The organism is Pontibacter anaerobius (assembly GCF_026241195.1).
In the GTDB taxonomy this organism is placed as follows: domain Bacteria; phylum Bacteroidota; class Bacteroidia; order Cytophagales; family Hymenobacteraceae; genus Pontibacter; species Pontibacter anaerobius.
This window is the reverse complement of sequence record NZ_JAPFQO010000009.1, coordinates 38283-54266: the sequence shown is the minus strand read 5'-3', so window position 1 is coordinate 54266 and position 15984 is coordinate 38283. Positions and strand designations below refer to the sequence as shown.

Genomic DNA, 15984 nt, shown 5'->3' with positions numbered 1-15984 from the left:
TAAAAGAAAATATAGTGCCAATAAGTTTCACCAAAGAAGGTAAATATAGCTTAACGTCAAGGTTTTAAACAGCACAAATCATGGTTTTAACCGCACAAATGCAGCATCACCTCTTGCACTAAAAACCTATGTATAAAACGTGGCTGCTGCAGCTGCTGTTGTAGCTAAGGGTATAAAAAAAGGCGGAAGAAACTTCCACCTCTTTTCCGGAGATAAATCCTATGCTCACTGGGAGCACGCTAAAATGATTTCTTATTTCTCGTGTGAGAACAGCCACTGCAGCAGCTCCGGCTCTTTAAAGGCATAGTCCCAGCTGTTGTGGTTCACGCCCGGGTACACCGTCAGCTTCACGTTGCCTCCGGCCTTCTCTATCGCGCCGGCCATTATCCTGGAATGCTCTACCGGCACTACACTATCTTCCTCCCCATGGAAAACCCAGATGCTCTCTACCTTTCTGGCATACTTACGGGCTGTCTCGGGTGCCCCGCCACCACAGATCGGAAAAGCTGCGGCAAACACCCTGGGCTTGCGGCGCAGCAGTTCAAAGGTGCCCATCCCTCCCATCGAAAGGCCGCCCAGGTATACCCGGTCTTTGTCTACGTTGCCGCTTTTGCGCAGCTGCTTCAGCAGGCCCATCAGTGAGGCCATGGCTGCTGTCGGCTCCCCATTCTCCCGAAAGTTAAAGGTGCGCTTGCCGTTTTCATCTTTCTCAATATTCACGTTAGACCAATAACTGTCCTGGGGGCACTGCGGAAACACTACAATGGCCGGGTACTGCTCCTGCTCATCCAGAAAGCGTTTGGCCCCATACACCAACTGCGCCTCGTTGTTATCGCCGCGCTCGCCGGCGCCGTGCAGCACCAGCACCAGCGGGTATTTTTCGTCCGGGTTAAAATTTCTGGGGTAAAGTATGCGGTAGGGCAGCGTATCGTTACCCTGCACGTACATTTTGCGCTCGTAAGCGTCTAGTTCGCCTTGTGCCTGCGCGGTTATACTTGCCAGCAGCAACAGCAGCAGCAGCGCTAGTAAAGGGTGTTTATACTTTCTCATGTGGGTGATGTTATACTTTATACTTAGTATGCGGTGTTTACTCAGCTTTTAACACTTTTGATCTTTTGCTGATGCCGTTCTCGTTAAAAGCCTCTACCTGAAAATAGTAAGCAGGATCAACATTGAGCGCATTTAACTGATAGCTATTGTCTTTGTAGAGCATCACCGAATTGTAAAGCTTATCCGGCGCAATGCCAAAGTATAGCATATAACCCTGCGCTCCCTTTACAGGCTGCCACTCCAGCTTTGCCTGTCGTCTGTCGGTAGCTCTCTCGGCCTTAAACTTAGCCGGAGTTGCGGGCTTTTTACCAGGGCCATTGCCAAATACCCGCAGTCCTGAAATCGCCAGGTTAGGCGTAGGAACATACTTATTGGTAAAGCGGATATAGCGGGCTTTCTGCGGTTGAGGAAGCTCTACGTAATCGTGTGGCACATCATCCTTATTTTGTCGTTTATCCACCAGAACCTCCCACTTTTGCCCGTCCAGGGAATGCTCCAGCAAATACTGGTGATAAAGCGTGTCCGGTTTTCCGAAGATGTTGGACTTATGGTCGTGATAGTTCAGTTGTACGGCTCTTACTTCGCTTACCTGCTCCAGATCAACCTGCAACCACTCTTTGGGTCCGTTTGTTTTAGCCACCCAGAAAGATTTTATACTTTCATCCACCACGTTTTCGGGCTTGAACTCCTCTTGTGCCGAGGAGGCTTTCACGGGTTTGTTATAAGATAAGAGCATCCAGCCGGTGAATAAACTTTTGCGGTTTTTATTTTCCGGTGATGGTAAATAGTGCGGGTAGTCGCCGTAAGCAGTATTGGTGTAGAGTTGCCCGTCCTTATCAAAGCCGGCTGGAAACTGCCCGAGGCGCCGCTCAAAGTTAAAGTTTATACCTATCACCATCGTCCCGAAATGCCACCAGTTCTGCCAGGGGTCCTGTACGGTGCTGCCATGTCCTGCTCCTCTTATAAAGCCACCGGGCTTGTAAGAAAAGGGGCTGTATTCGGCATAAGTGAACGGCCCAAGCGGCGAATCAGAAGTATAAACTCCGTCGGCGTATACATTCCACTGCGTGCCAGGTGCGGCATACTGCAGGTAGTATTTGCCATTGTGCTTCGTCATCCAGGCTCCTTCCAGGTAACCGGCAGCTGTGTCCGTGTGGTTTTCCCCGAACCGTTCCCAGCCATGCTTCTCCGGGTGCAGCGTAATGAGCTTTTTATTCTCGCCGACAGGCAAAAAGTAATGCTTCGGGTTGAGTTGTATCCCCTGTAGCGGGTGTACATTTGACGACTCATGGTACAGATATACTTTGCCATTGTCATCCACAAAAAGGGCCGGGTCGTGCAGCGTGATCGGCAGAACTGAAGGAGCGCCCCGCCAGCTGCCAAGTTTCGGGTTATCAGTGTAAATAACGGATTGTGCGGCAGCCGGATTTCCCAGAGCGATCAGAACAGAATCTTTCATGGGCCAGGCCCCTGGCGCGTTGGAGGACTCGAAATACCAGCTTTGCGGCCTGATAAACTGCCATTTGCGCATGTCTTTGGAATGCCAGTAGCCCTGCGAGCGTGTCACGAACATGTAATACTCGCCCCGGAAAGGTACCACAGCAGGATCGGCACCGGAACGGAATGACCAGCCACGGCTGGCGTGCACCACACTGTAGGTATAATCTATGTTGATCGGGTTGCAATAAGTCTGCTGCTGCGCATTGCAGTGTAAAGGATTTGACCAAAGTATAAGGCAGGCAAGTATAGTATGCATCCATACTTTAATTTTTATACTTCTGATGCTGTTAGGGCTATACTTCATACATTTATTTTGATGACACACACCTGAATCCTGTGTTCTCCAGCCCTGTGTCTGCCGACGCCTTCATGCGCGAAGTGACGCGGTAGCCTTTGCAGTAGCTGCTATGGCACATGAACGAACCACCACGAACCACGCGTTTGGGTACCGATGGCTCCTGCGGATCTATACTTCTGGATGGCCCGGCAGGGTTATCAGAAACGCGTCCGCCTACAGTGCTGTAATAGTCAGCGGCATACCAGTCGGAGCACCACTCCCATACATTGCCGGCCATATCGTAGAGGCCATACTTGTTTGGGGCAAACCGTTTAACAGGTGCCAGCCCGCTATACTTATCCCAACCGGTATTCTTGTTAGGGAAGGTTCCCTGCCAGGTATTCGCTTTTGGCTTGCCTGCCTCCACATCCTCGTTGCCCCAGGGGTATAGCTGGTTATCTGCTCCCCCGCGCGCAGCATATTCCCACTCTGCTTCGGTTGGCAGGCGCTTGCCTACCCACTTTGCATAGGCGGCTGCGTCATCCCACGATACCTGCACCACTGGGTAATTCCCTTTGCCTTTGATGCTGCTGCCCGGCCCCTGCGGTTGTCGCCAGTTGGCTCCTTTTTTCCAGCTCCACCATTGCCCCGGATTGTGCAGGGAGATTTGCTGAACCGGGGGCGTAAATACCAGTGAGGCTGCTACCAACAAGCTGTCGTGTGGCTTTGGGGTGCCAGATGGCAACTGCTTTTTTAGTTCTTCCCAATCAGGGGCACGCTCGGCGGTAGTAACGTAGCCGGTAGCTTCTACAAATTCGGCAAACTGGTCGTTCGTCACTTCAGTGGCATCCATCCAGAAACCATCCACTTTTACCCGGTGCTGCGGATATTCGTCCGGTCTTCCCTCCTTGTCTTCAGCACCCATGGCAAAGGTGCCGCCTCCGATCCATACCATGCCCTCATGCGATACCTTCCTGCTCTCGTATGTAACATCGGAAGATGTGCTGGTAAAGCGTGCCGGCAAACCATCGCTGCATGTGGCTACAGTGGCTGTGTCAGTGGCGGCCTGCTCTATAGCCACTGTATCTGGTGTACCCGTGTTGCAGGCTGACAAGGCAAGTATGGCTGCCAATACAGCGTATGGTCCGGTATATCGCAAAGTATAAATAGTTACTTTTTTATGTTTAATAGGTACTCTTATACGGAAGGTCTATGCGTTTGTAAGGCACATTCTTGAGTGGTATCTGCAAGCCATTTGTAGACTCCAGCCAGTTCCACATGTCTGCCTTCAACTCTCCCGCAATCTTTTCATATTCAGGGTTTCGGATCAGGTTATTCATCTCCTGAGGATCTTTCTGGATATCGTAAAGCTCGTTGATGTCCCAAACGCCGTGGTTGTAAATATACTTATACTTGTCGGTGCGCACCCCGAAAATGGTCGGCGTCTGCGGGAAGGCCCACTCCCAGTAATACTCGTAGTACATCTTGTTGCGCCACGGGATCTTCTCCCCTTTCAGCAGCGGCAGGAACGAGTTGCCCTGCATATGTGCCGGCTTCTCCATACTTGCCAGTTCCATGATGGTTGGGGCAATGTCCACGTTCATCACCATCTGCTCTACTTTGGTACCCGGTTTGATCAGGCCTGGTGCGCGGGCCAGCAGCGGCACCCGAATGGAGGCTTCATACATGTCCCGTTTATCGATCAGGCCCAGCTCGCCGAACTGAAAACCATTGTCGCCCATGTATATCACGAGGGTATTCTTGTCAAGCCCCTCTTTTTTGAGCCAATCCAGCACGCGGCCTATGCTTTCGTCCACGCTCAGCAGCGTTTCGAGGTACTGCCGGTAAAAGTCGTCGAACTCAATGTCGCCGTCATACATGCCGTCCACGCCGTGCCAGCTGTTACGCTGCGCCTTTACCCAGTTAGGTATATCACGCACGTTTACCGGGCCTTTCGGCTCCTGTATCTTTCCCCAGCGTTTACTGGAGTCCGTGGCGGTAAGGTACATCGATGGCGGACTCACCACCTGAATGTCTTTGTACTTGCCTTCGTGGCGCTTGGCCGGCATAAACTCCGAGTGCACACCCTTGTGTGAGAGGTACGCAAAGAATGGCTTGTTCTTATCGCGTTTCTTCAGCCACTCCAACGTATAATCCGTCAGCAGGTCAGTCGTGTAGCTGCCCTCCGGCTGTTTCACCTCTTTCCCGTCGATGTTAAAGGTAGGATTGTAGTACACGCCCTGCCCTTTAAAGCTTACCCATTTATTAAACCCTGGCTGCGGCTTATCGTCGGTGTTGCCCATGTGCCATTTGCCGAAAAAGCCGGTCTGGTAGCCTTTCTCCTGCAAATACTGCGGAAAGAAGGTGAGCCCCTCTGGCAGCGGCGCGCTGTTATCCACTATCTCGTGGGTGTGGGCATACTGCCCGGTAAGTATAGAGGCCCGGCTGGGTGAGCAAAGCGATGTGGTAACAAAGGCATTCTGCAGGTGCGCGCCTTCTTTGGCCATACGGTCCATATTAGGGGTTTCCAGCCCGGGCACTTTGTTCATAAAGCCCATAAAATCATACCTGTGGTCATCACTAAGTATAAAAATTACGTTCATGGGCTTAGCCTGACTCTTTTTCTGGGCCTGTGCCTGCGGTAGCCACACCAACAAGGCCCCCAGGCAAATGAACCATTTTTTAAGGTTATAGAGCTTTTCCATAGCGGATCTTAAAAATATTTGAAATTATATGGAAGTGGCACCGCCAGCTTTTCAGGTCCGGCAGTACCAGCTCCCCTATCAATTATTGAGTTACGGTAAAACCAGCCTCCTGCACATCGCGGGAGTTGGTGCCCACATACACTTTAAACTCACCCGGCTCCAGCACATGCTCCAGGTCGTTGTTGTAGAACTTCAGGTCTTCAGGTTCGATAGTGAATGTCACCGTTTTGCTCTCGCCTTTTTTCAGGTTAATCTTCTGGAATCCTTTCAGCTCCTTTACCGGGCGCGTTATGCTTCCTACCACATCCTGCACATACAGCTGCACCACTTCCTCGCCATCGTAGTTACCAGTGTTCTGCACCTGCACCGTTACCTCCACGTTTTCATTCGGGCTGATGCTGTTTTTGCTCAGTTGTGGCGGCGAGTACTTAAAAGTAGTATAGCTCAGGCCATACCCAAACGGGTACAACGGCTCATTGGTCACGTCCATGTAGCGGGTAGTGTACTTGTTCAGCAGTTCGCCGTTAAATGGCCGGCCGGTGTTTTTGTGGTTATAGTACAACGGAATCTGGCCAACCACCTGCGGGAAGGTAGCCGTAAGCTTACCGGACGGGTTATAGCTACCGAAGAGCACATCAGCAATCGCGTTGCCCGCCTCGGTGCCTGCAAACCAGGTCTCCAGGATGGCATCGGCGTTCTCATCCTCCCATTTGAGGGCCAGCGGGCGGCCGTTCATCAGCACCACCACCATCGGCTTCCCTGTTTTCTTCAGTGCCTTCAGCAATTCGCGCTGCTGGCCCGGCAAAGTTATGTCGGCACGGCTGGCGGCTTCCCCGCTCATGCCCTGCGACTCGCCTACCACGGCCACAATTACGTCTGATTTCTGCGCCACCTTCACGGCCTCGGCAATCATTTGCTCAGCGTTACGCTTGTCGAGCTGCAGCTCGCCGCCGTGGGCGTTCAGGCGTTTGATCATCTGCTCGTCGTCGGTAATGTTAGCGCCTTTGGCATAGTTGATCTTCACGCTATTGCCCGCCACGTTCTTTATACCCTGCTCTACCGACACCGCCTGCTTCCAGTCGCCGGCGCCGCTCCAGTTACCGATCAGGTCGCGCTGGTTGTTGGCCAGTGGACCTATCAGGGCGATGGAGCCGGTTTTCTTCAGGGGCAGCACCTGCTTTTCGTTTTTCAGGAGTACCATACTTTTGCGGGCAATATCGCGGGCAGCCTCTCTGTACTCCGGCTTCATGATGGTATTTTTTGCCCGCGCTTCGTCTGCGTAGCGGTACGGGTCCTCGAACAGGCCTAGTTTATACTTTGCCTCCAGGATGCGGCGCACCGCTGTGTTGATGTCCTCCTCCGTCAGATTGCCCTTTTCTACAGATTGTCTCAGGTTATTGAGGTAAACCTCTCCTACCATGTCCATGTCAGAGCCGGCTTTCAGGGCCAGTTCGCCCACCTTGGCCTCATCGCCCACACCGTGCGCAATCATCTCGTTGATGGCGGTATAATCCGTCACCACAAAACCGTCGAAGCCCCACTGGTCGCGCAGCAGCTCCGTCATCAGCCAGCGATTGCCAGTGGCCGGTACGCCGTTTATCTCATTAAAGGAGGTCATCACACTACCCGCCCCAGCTTCGATGGCCGCTTTGTAAGGCGGCAGGTATTCATTAAACATGCGGTTCATGCTCATATCCACGGTGTTGTAGTCGCGGCCGGCCTCGGAGGCACCATACAGCGCGAAGTGCTTTACGGTGGCCATCACCGTGTTTTCTTTTGTCAGGTCATCGCCCTGATAGCCACGCACCATGGCCCTAGCAATCTCAGAACCCAGGTATGGGTCCTCGCCTGCACCTTCTGCTATGCGGCCCCAGCGGGCATCGCGGGCAATATCCACCATCGGCGAGTAAACCCAGTTCAGGCCGTCGGCAGAGGCCTCATCGGCGGCGATGCGGGCGCTGCGCTCTACGGTCTCCATATCCCAACTGGCCGAAAGACCGAGCGGAATCGGGAAAATGGTGCGGTGCCCGTGAATTACATCGTAGCCGAACAGGAGCGGAATTTTAAGGCGTGTGTTGTTTACGGCGAACTCCTGCAGTTTTTTGGCGGCAATCGGCGTATAGGTGTTAAACACGCCCCCCACGTTGCCCTTGCGGATATTCTCGTCCACGTTTTTGCTCACCACTGGGCCCGTCACGTCAAAACCTACCGACACCAGATTTAGCTGACCGATCTTCTCGTCCAGCGTCATTTTGCTGAGCAGGTCATCCACAAACTTCTTCATCTCCGGGTCTGCCACAGCAGCAGAGGCAGGGGCTGTAGTGCTCGCCACTGTTTGCGTTTCCTGTGCTGTGGATCCTGTTTGTGAGGTGCTGCATTGCGTGCTTGCCAGGCCTATCGACATGACCAGTGCTGTGCGTATGATTCGTTTCATGAATACTTTGTTTAGGTTATTTTATTAAGTAAGGAGTAATCTTTTTTTGCCATATCTGATAACCCTGCTGGTTCATGTGCAGGCTATCCTGAATAAAAATCTCGGGTTTGGGCTTGCCATTCGCGCGGAGCATGGGCGTATACACATCCGCATACTTTGTTTTGGGCTGCGTTTTCAGATACTGTTTTATCAGTTCGTTGGCCTCTACGATAATTGGATTATACTTTATGCGCGATGGACTTGGCTTGATGGACACAAACACTACCGGCACCTGTGGCATCTTTCCACGGATCTGCTGGAACACACTTTGGAAGCGTTCCAGCACCTCCTGCGCCTGCACCGTGTCGGAGGCGATGTCGTTTTCGCCGGAGTAGATCACGATCTGCTTTGGCTGGTACGGGAACACAATGTCATTCAGGTAGCGCTCTAGGTCCAGCAGATTGGAGCCGCCAAAGCCACGGTTAATCAACGTGTGCTTCGGAAACATCTCCTGCAGATTTTTCCACATCCGGATAGAGGAGCTGCCTACAAACAGGATTGCATTTTCAGGAGGCATCTGCACGCTGTCCTGCTGCTTAAATGCCTCAATCTCGTTCCAGAAAGGCGGTGCGGCCTGCTGCGACTGCGCCATGGATGGCATAGCCAGAAATGCTGCTATAAGTATGGCCAGGTGTAAACTCAGTTTTCTCATTTTGCTTTCTCTATTTTCTTAAGGGCTTCTTGTATCTCTTTGTTCTTCATGAACAGGTTCCAGATCAGGCCGCTGCGATAGTTTTCGATCATCACGGTGATGGGTGCCTGGTTCAGGCCCATATAAAGCGGCGACACCCAGTTCTCGTCCAGGTTAAAGGCATCCCGGAAGCCATAGCTGCCCCACAAAAAATGCCCGTAATCGCGGTAATAATGCTTCAGCGCCTGCATGGACTCTTCGGGGGTATACGGGAATGAAGCCAGGGCACCTGTTGGAGTCATTTTACCGTTGTCGGCGTGCGGCACAGGCTCGTTGGCCGAGTAGCCCCAAAGGCCGTCGGAGGCGGTAAGACCCCAGCTGCTTTCGCCATAGCCCTGGTGGTTCTCCGGGTTCTCCACGCAGTAGCGATAGTTGATGAGCGCGATGCTACGGTTGTTTTCGAAGTAGGTGGTATACTTATCGGTGATCTTATGCGGGTCGGGCCCCAGGAAGGAGTAATGCACAAAGAACAAGGGCCCGCCATTTGAAACGCCCACCGGCAGCTCCACCCCAAAGTATGATTTGCCGTTGCTGTACATGGCGCCATCCCTGGTCTGTCCCCAGTCCGATCTATACTTTTGCGCCCTCTCGCTCTGGCTGGCCCAGCCGCTGTAGTACATGCTGGCCGGTATACTATGTGTAGGCGATGCGATTCCGAGCAGGTACACGATCATGGTTTCGTTCCAGCCGATGAGCTGGTGGTTCAGCACCCATTCTTTGTCCGGCGACCAATGCCAGGTTAGGAAATCCGATTCTGGCTTTTTGCGGTACCAGTCCCACTCCACACCGCGCCAAAGTTTGGTGATGGTGTCGCGTATCTCTTTCTCCAGTGCGCTGTTGCCCGTAAAATACTCCCGTGCCGCCAGCAGCCCCTGCACCAGAAAAGCTGTCTCCACTAAATCGCCGCCGTTGTCGCGCTGCCCGAAGAAAGGCTCCACTTTGCCGGTTTCGCCGCTGATGAAATGGGAGAAGGCTCCGTGGAATTTCTCGGTTTTATCGAGAAAACGTACGATCTGCACAAACCTCTCTACTCCTTGCTGCCTCGTTATCCAGCCGCGCTCCATACCTACCAGCAAAGCCATCACACCAAACCCCGAAGCACCCGAAGCTACCATCGTTCTACGCCCCGGAATGTTCTCCAGAGCCAAGCCGCTGTTAGGCTCCGCTCCCTCCCAGTAGTAGCGGAAATTCGCTTCCTGCACCATGTCCAGTAGCTCTTTGTCCGTCATGGCTTTGGTGGCAGCGCTTATACTTGCTGAAGTTGCAGTTGCTTTGTAATCATCTCCCAGCAGGCTGATCTTATAATAAAAGGTCTGTCCAACGGTATCCACGTAATCGGCATAGCGACTGATGGAAGGCAACTGTATGGCAACCGGCTTAAAGCTTTTGTTATCGGTGGAGCGGTGTATCTGCACGTACCGCACAGCCGGGTCTGTGAGCTTTTCCCAGGTGAGGTCGATGTGCTTTTCGTAACCTTTGGCGCTGAGCAACTTGGGGCCTGATTTTATACTTGCTGCTGGTTGAGAGGGCATAAATTCCACCTGATCCAAGTATAATTCGTGCCATTTCCCGTCCTCTGCCTGCTGCTGGAAAGCCACCACGTCCACCTCCTTCGGATCTTTGTAACTGAGGTTATTGAAATTTTTCAGCGGCACTTCCACCGTCAGCCACTCCCCTGTTTTATATGTTTTGATGTAGTCCTGCATTGGCAGGAAAGCTGAAAGCTCCTTTGCCTCACGTTTGCCAATGGCTATAGCCGGAAGCTCTGCAGCAGCCGAGTTGGATTTTGCATAAAGCCTGAACACCAGCTTTTCCTGCGGCCTGAAAAAATCCATGCCCCGGATGGGATGATACAGCACCTGCGCCTGCCATTGGCCTCCCTTCCCGGATTTATACTTCAGTTCTAGCGCGTTGCCGGGCGTAAAGTATACTTCTTCGCTTACCGGCAACTTGCCAGTACTGTTCTTTACCCAGCTCGGCGAAGTATAACTGGCCGAAGTATAGAAATGGCTTTTCTCCATTAGACTGTTGTCGAAGAAAACCCGCGTGTACGGAGTTTCCTGCGCCATTAGGTTTGTAGCGCTCAACAAGAGTATGAAAAAAAGAAAATTATACTTCATAGTTTGCCTGTTACTGTTGTATCCCCCTTTGAAGGAGGACTTTTGGCCTGGTTCTTATTTCACTTTCACCACCTTCGTCCTACTGGAAACGCCGTTCTCATTAAAGGCCTCCACCGCGAAGTAATACTCCTGGTCCACGCCAAGGCTTTTCAGGTCTAGTTTGTTATCACCGTACACCATCCAGGAGCTGTAGAGTTTATCCGGGGCAATTCCCCATAGTACATTATAGCCCTGTGCATTCGCCTGCTTTTCCCAGGTAATCATGGCATCGCGGCGGTCTTTCTGGCGAACAACTTTGAAGTCTTTCACACGGGTAGGTGCCTTGCCCTGTCCTTTACCAAACACGCGCAGCCCCGAAATGGCCAGGTTAGTAGTTGGTGCATGGATGTTTTTAAAGCGGATGTAGCGCACCGTTTGCGGCTTGGTCAGCTCCACGTAATCGTTCGGCACGTCTTCCTTATTGTTCTTCTTATCCACCAGCATCTGCCAGTTTTTACCGTCTGTGGAGCCCTCCACTACATACTGATGGTATAGGCCCGGCTCCTTACTGTAAAGGTTAGATTTATAATCGTGGTAGTTCACCTGGATGGCGTATACTTCGCCCGGCTTCTGCAAATCGATTTCAAGCCATTGCTGGTCGTTGTTCTGCTCGGCCACCCAGAAGCTTTTCACGTTTTCGTCTGTGATGCTTTCCGGTTTAAAGTCTTGTAGCGATGAGGAGGCTTTTACAGGTTTGTTGTAAGAGAGCAGCATCCAGCCGGTAAACTCGCCCTCCTTGCCCTTGATGGTGGGTGCAAAGTGCGGGTAGTCTCCGAAGTATGCGTTCACGTACATCAGGCCTTCTTTATCAAAACCCGCTAGGAACATGCTGATGCGGCGCTCCCAGTTCATGTTTACCGACACCGTGGCAGAGCCAAAATGCCAATATTTTCCGTTCGGCCCTACAACCGTGCTGCCGTGGCCCGCCCCGTTCATAAAGCCCCCCGGTTTGTAAGAAACTGGGTTGTTTGGCGCATAAGTAAATGGCCCCAGCGGACTATCCCCGATGTATACGCCATCGCCATACACGTTAAATTCAGTGCCCGGAGCGGCATATTGCAGGTAGTACTTGCCATTGTGCTTCGTCATCCAAGCGCCCTCCATATAGCCGGCCAGTACCGTATCGGCATGGTTCTCGCCGAAGCGCTCCCACCCGTGCTCATCGCCGTGCAGGGTAAATAGCTCTACAGTTTCTTCAGACGGTTTAAAGCGATCTTTCATATCAAGCTTCTTCACCCGGACCGGGAATTTATTGGAGGAACCCCAATACATATAGGCCTGACCATCATCATCGATGAACAGAGCGGGGTCCTGCAGGTTATTCAATATGCCGGGCGTTGCTTTCCAATCGCCTTTTTTGGGATTATCAGTGTAAAGTATACTCATGGAGCCCGACGGATCACCGGCCACGTACAGCACCGAGTCTTTGTAGTTGAAGGCCGCCGGTGCATTGGAGCCCTGGAAATACCATTTATCGGGATAAATAAACTCCCAGTTATTCAGGTCTTTGGAGTGCCAGTAACCCATGGAGCGGGTCACGAACATGTAGTACTCATCCCGAAACTCCACCACGGCCGGATCGGCACCGGAGCGGTACGAGATATCCTTATAGGCATCATACACCGCATACGTATAGTCGATATTGACCGGGTTGCAGTAGGTGTTCGCTTGGTTGCGCTGCGCCAGAGTTGTGTTTAAACTGCCAAGTATAAGCAGCGCAAGTATGGCCTGTATGGATTTTTTCATTGCTGTATAGTTTACGGCTATATTGATTTCTGCAGAGTGATTATCATCCTCCTGCCCCCTTCAAGGCAGGGTCGTTTCATTTTCTTTTTTTCTTGTCATCCTGGAAGGGTCTTGGTAGCTAATAGCTGAGGCTTAACCTCCCATCAACCAAGTTTCTTAACAGAATGACAGCAGTTTTCATACTCATTTATCAGAATGAAACGCCCCTACTTTAAAAGAGAACATTCTTTAATTAGTATGATTGATTAGCTGGTGCTATACTTTACTTCTTCAACTGAGGACTCTCAAAGCCAAGCTTTTTCAGGCCAGCCTGTACTTCAGGTGCGCTCATGAACAGGTCCCACAGCAAACCGGTGCGGCCGTTTTCGATCATCACCGGGATAGGTCCCTGGTCAATGCCCAGGTAGCGCTGCGTATACCAGTTTTTTTCCTCAGAGAAGGCATCGTAGAAGCCATACTCACCCCATACTTTGTCCCTCATGTCCTCGTACATATGCCGCATCATGCGCAGCGATTCTTCTTTGGCATAGGGATAGGATGACAGTGCTGCCGTCGGAGCGATCACTCCCAAGTCGTTTTTAGGGCTATGTCCGGCGTAGCCGTTTGGCGAGTAGCTCGAGGTGAGTCCCCACATATCCTTGCCGTAGCCCTCGTAGTCTTTCGGGTTGTCCATGCAGTAGTCGTACTGTATCATGGTGTGGTTCTGGTTCAGTTTCCAGTAGTCGGCATACTTGTCCTTCAGTCCGCGCGGGTCTAAGCCTAAGTAGGAGTAGTGCGCCCAGAACATCGGTCCTACCGTACCTTCGTGCCCATTGTGGCCCAACACCACATCACGTCCGTAGGCCTTTGCATCGGATTTAATAGCCCCGTTCTTTGCCCATCCTTCGTGGTATACTTCGGCCGGCACACCGTGCGTAGGAGAAGAGGCCGCCAGCACGTACATGATCAGGCATTCGTTGTAGCCTGTTACCGGGAAGTTCATCTCCCAGTTATACTCCGGGCTCCAGTGCCAGTACAGTACGTTTTTGCCGTTGCGGTACCAGTTCCAGTCCACTTCTTTCCAGAGCTTGTCTATCTGTGCAACCAGCGCTTTCTCCTGCTCGTTGCCATCTTTCAGATACTCGCGCACCGTAAGCATACCCTGCACCAGAAAGGCCGTCTCTACCAGGTCTCCGCCGTTATCTTTCTTACCAAAAGGCTTTACTTTACCGGTCTCACCCTGAATCCAATGGCTCCAGGCACCGTGAAAGCGGTCAGCCTTCTCCAGGAAATTCATCATCTTCTGCAGGTGCTTCACCCCTTCTTCGCGGGTAATAAAACCGCGTTCCATGCCCACCACAATGGCCATCAATCCAAAGCCTGTGGCCCCGGTGGTTACCACGGTCTGGTCGTTCTGCGGGTAAACGCCATCCATGTGGATGCGCTCGGGGGCAAGTCCGGAGTTAGGCTCGGCGCCATCCCAGAAATACTGGAAGGTCTGCTTCTGCACCAGCGTCAGCAGTTCGTCATCTGAAAGTATTTGGTCGGCGCTGGCCGTCGTATCAGCCTGAGAATCTGAAGCATCCGTGGTAGACGTGGAAGTTTCGGAGCTTGTCTGGCACCCGTAGAACAGTTGGGCGGCCAACAGCGGTATGGCTAGTAAGGTTCTTTTCATCTTTATGCTCGTTTGTATTATGATTTCTTTTTCTGATGCTGTTTTATACTTGTGGCTAATGCAGGTAAAGTATGATTTCGTATGCTGCGCCCCAGCCTCCGGCAGCTGCACTAAGCGCCAGTTTATACTTGCCAGGTTCCAGTTCCTGCCCCAGCGCCACCTGCTCCAGACCAGTCGCTTTACTCTCGTTGCTCCAGATGGTTTTTACCTCTGTACCGTCTTCTTTCAGTAACTTTAAAGTATAAGTATCGGCCTCTTTGGTAGCCACATCTATCAAATAGTTGTCGTGGTCGGGGTGGCGCAGCAGGTCTACCTGACCGGTCATTACATCGGGTGTTACCAGCGGAAAGCCTGTTTCGTAAACCGGCTCCCGGAAGCCCAGTTTCGCCAGCCCCGCCTGCACCTCCGGTAGATCAGTGAACAAGCTCCAGAGCAAACCGCTGCGATAGTTTTCGATCATCGCCACAATCGGTCCCTGGTCAATAGCCAGATGGTCGGAAGCGGTCCAGTTGCGGGCTTTGTTGTGGGCATCATTCAGGCCATACTCTCCCACCATTCTGCTGCTTAGCCCTTTATACATGTTCCGGAGTACCTGCATGCTGTAGTAAGGCGTGTAGGGAAAAGAGCCAAGTGCCGCCGTAGGAGCCACGGTTCCGTTATCGTTGGTGGGTGCGTGGGCAGCGTAACCATCCGGATCATCCGAAGCGGTGAGGCCCCAGAAGCTCTCGGTGTAGCCATAGTTTTTGGGTGCCATGTTTAGGCTGTACGAGCGGTTCGCCATTGTGTGGTTGAGGTTCTGCTGCCAGTAATTGGTATAGCTGTCTTCCAGTTGTTTCGGGTCGAGGCTAAGGAAGGAATAATGGGCAAAGAACAGCGGACCGCCGTAGCCTGGTCCCATCTTCAATGTATAACCGGCGTAGTTTTGCGCTGCTCCAAAGTTGGCGCTCACCCAGGAGTTCTGGTATACATCCGGTGCGATTGGGTGTGTAGGCGAAGAGGCTGCCAGCACATAGGTGATCAGGGCTTCGTTCCAGCCACGGATCGGCATGTTCATCTCCCAGCCATAGTTGGGGCTCCAATGCCAATAGAGTTTGCCGTCGCCGCGCGAGGCGTACCAGTCCCACTCCACGGTTTCCCAGAGTAGGGTAATCTTTTGCCTGAGTTCTGCCTCAGCCCCGGCACCATTAAAGTATGCCCGTGCCGTCAGCAGGCCATTCATCAGAAAGGAAGTTTCTACCAAGTCGCCGCCGTTGTCTTTCGGGCTGAAAGGGATGGTAGCCCCGGAGTTGCCGTTCAGCCAGTGCGGCCATACGCCGTGATAGCGGTTGGCACTGGCCAGAAAATCGGTAAGTTTGTTTAGTCGTTCTACAGCCTGGTCGCGGGTAATCCAGCCGCGGTGCACGCCTACAAGTATAGCCTGCACACCAAAGCCTGTACCGCCTGTGGTTACCACATCGCCGGAACTGCTGCGCTCGCGGGCCATGCCGCTGGCAGGGTGGGCAAAATCCCAGAAGTAGCGGAAGGTGTTCTCCTGCACTTTGTCCAGTAGGGCTCTGTCTTCGGCAGCGGTAACTGCAGGAGGTGTAATAGGATCAGTCGGTTCTGGTGCAGGCTGTGCTTCTTCCGTCTCGCCTTTGCAAGACAGCAGCATACATAGCAGTAGCAGGCAACAGTACCAAAGCTGTTTTTTGATCATCCTTTGTGGTAAGGGTGGGGTTAGTTTGATAGA

General features: G+C 52.4%; 11 protein-coding genes. 1 reads left to right on the top strand and 10 read right to left on the bottom strand.

Annotated features, from left to right (window positions below; translation table 11 throughout):
* Positions 1–252: 252 nt before the first annotated feature.
* The 3 genes from OO017_RS13790 to OO017_RS13780 are packed head-to-tail and all read right to left on the bottom strand — an operon-like array spanning position 253 to position 3782.
* A complete protein-coding gene (locus OO017_RS13790; protein WP_266053113.1) occupies positions 253–1050 on the bottom strand; it encodes a carboxylesterase family protein in 798 nt (265 codons plus the stop codon).
* 37 nt (positions 1051–1087) lie between these two features.
* The gene (locus OO017_RS13785) at positions 1088–2854 is read right to left on the bottom strand and encodes a family 43 glycosylhydrolase (protein WP_266053112.1); all 1767 of its coding nucleotides are present in this window, start codon (positions 2852–2854) and stop codon (positions 1088–1090) included.
* Between the two features lie 4 nt (positions 2855–2858).
* A complete protein-coding gene (locus tag OO017_RS13780; RefSeq protein WP_266053111.1) occupies positions 2859–3782 on the bottom strand; it encodes a formylglycine-generating enzyme family protein in 924 nt (307 codons plus the stop codon).
* On the opposite strand from OO017_RS13780, the gene OO017_RS13775 reads away from it, so the two are divergent.
* A complete protein-coding gene (locus OO017_RS13775) occupies positions 3781–3993 on the top strand; it encodes a hypothetical protein (RefSeq protein WP_266053110.1) in 213 nt (70 codons plus the stop codon). The genes OO017_RS13780 and OO017_RS13775 overlap by 2 nt on opposite strands.
* A gap of 18 nt (positions 3994–4011) precedes the next feature.
* Here the strand turns inward: OO017_RS13775 and OO017_RS13770 are convergent, their stop codons facing one another.
* From OO017_RS13770 to OO017_RS13740, 7 genes are all read right to left on the bottom strand, one after another.
* Positions 4012–5532, bottom strand: coding sequence for a sulfatase family protein (locus OO017_RS13770; protein WP_266053109.1), 1521 nt, complete (start codon positions 5530–5532; stop codon positions 4012–4014).
* 82 nt (positions 5533–5614) lie between these two features.
* Positions 5615–7966 carry a beta-glucosidase BglX gene (gene bglX, locus OO017_RS13765; protein WP_266053108.1) on the bottom strand — a complete coding sequence of 784 codons (2352 nt, stop codon included), beginning with the start codon at positions 7964–7966 and terminating at the stop codon, positions 5615–5617.
* Positions 7967–7982: 16 nt separating this feature from the next.
* Positions 7983–8657 (bottom strand): SGNH/GDSL hydrolase family protein, encoded by a 675-nt coding sequence (locus OO017_RS13760; protein WP_266053107.1) that lies wholly within the window; start codon positions 8655–8657, stop codon positions 7983–7985.
* Entirely contained in the window at positions 8654–10816 is a 2163-nt protein-coding gene (locus OO017_RS13755; RefSeq protein WP_266053106.1) for a glucoamylase family protein, read from the bottom strand. The genes OO017_RS13760 and OO017_RS13755 overlap by 4 nt, the downstream gene beginning before the upstream one ends.
* Positions 10817–10870: 54 nt before the next feature.
* A complete protein-coding gene (locus OO017_RS13750) occupies positions 10871–12601 on the bottom strand; it encodes a family 43 glycosylhydrolase (protein WP_266053105.1) in 1731 nt (576 codons plus the stop codon).
* A 262-nt stretch (positions 12602–12863) separates the two neighbouring features.
* Positions 12864–14255 carry a glucoamylase family protein gene (locus OO017_RS13745; protein ID WP_266053104.1) on the bottom strand — a complete coding sequence of 464 codons (1392 nt, stop codon included), beginning with the start codon at positions 14253–14255 and terminating at the stop codon, positions 12864–12866.
* Between the two features lie 55 nt (positions 14256–14310).
* Positions 14311–15906, bottom strand: coding sequence for a glucoamylase family protein (locus OO017_RS13740; protein WP_266053103.1), 1596 nt, complete (start codon positions 15904–15906; stop codon positions 14311–14313).
* Positions 15907–15984 lie beyond the last annotated feature (78 nt).

Bases quoted from the DNA above. Each gene is read 5' to 3' on its own strand.
- OO017_RS13740 (WP_266053103.1), bottom strand. From the start codon at position 15,906: ATGCTGCTGTCTTGCAAAGGCGAGACGGAAGAAGCACAGCCTGCACCA.
- OO017_RS13785 (WP_266053112.1), bottom strand. From the start codon at position 2,854: ATGAAGTATAGCCCTAACAGCATCAGAAGTATAAAAATTAAAGTATGG.
- OO017_RS13780 (WP_266053111.1), bottom strand. From the start codon at position 3,782: ATGGTATGGATCGGAGGCGGCACCTTTGCCATGGGTGCTGAAGACAAG.
- OO017_RS13745 (WP_266053104.1), bottom strand. From the start codon at position 14,255: ATGAAAAGAACCTTACTAGCCATACCGCTGTTGGCCGCCCAACTGTTC.
- OO017_RS13755 (WP_266053106.1), bottom strand. From the start codon at position 10,816: ATGAAGTATAATTTTCTTTTTTTCATACTCTTGTTGAGCGCTACAAAC.
- OO017_RS13770 (WP_266053109.1), bottom strand. From the start codon at position 5,532: ATGGAAAAGCTCTATAACCTTAAAAAATGGTTCATTTGCCTGGGGGCC.
- OO017_RS13760 (WP_266053107.1), bottom strand. From the start codon at position 8,657: ATGAGAAAACTGAGTTTACACCTGGCCATACTTATAGCAGCATTTCTG.
- OO017_RS13775 (WP_266053110.1), top strand. From the start codon at position 3,781: ATGCCCTCATGCGATACCTTCCTGCTCTCGTATGTAACATCGGAAGAT.
- OO017_RS13750 (WP_266053105.1), bottom strand. From the start codon at position 12,601: ATGAAAAAATCCATACAGGCCATACTTGCGCTGCTTATACTTGGCAGT.
- bglX (WP_266053108.1), bottom strand. From the start codon at position 7,966: ATGAAACGAATCATACGCACAGCACTGGTCATGTCGATAGGCCTGGCA.
- OO017_RS13790 (WP_266053113.1), bottom strand. From the start codon at position 1,050: ATGAGAAAGTATAAACACCCTTTACTAGCGCTGCTGCTGCTGTTGCTG.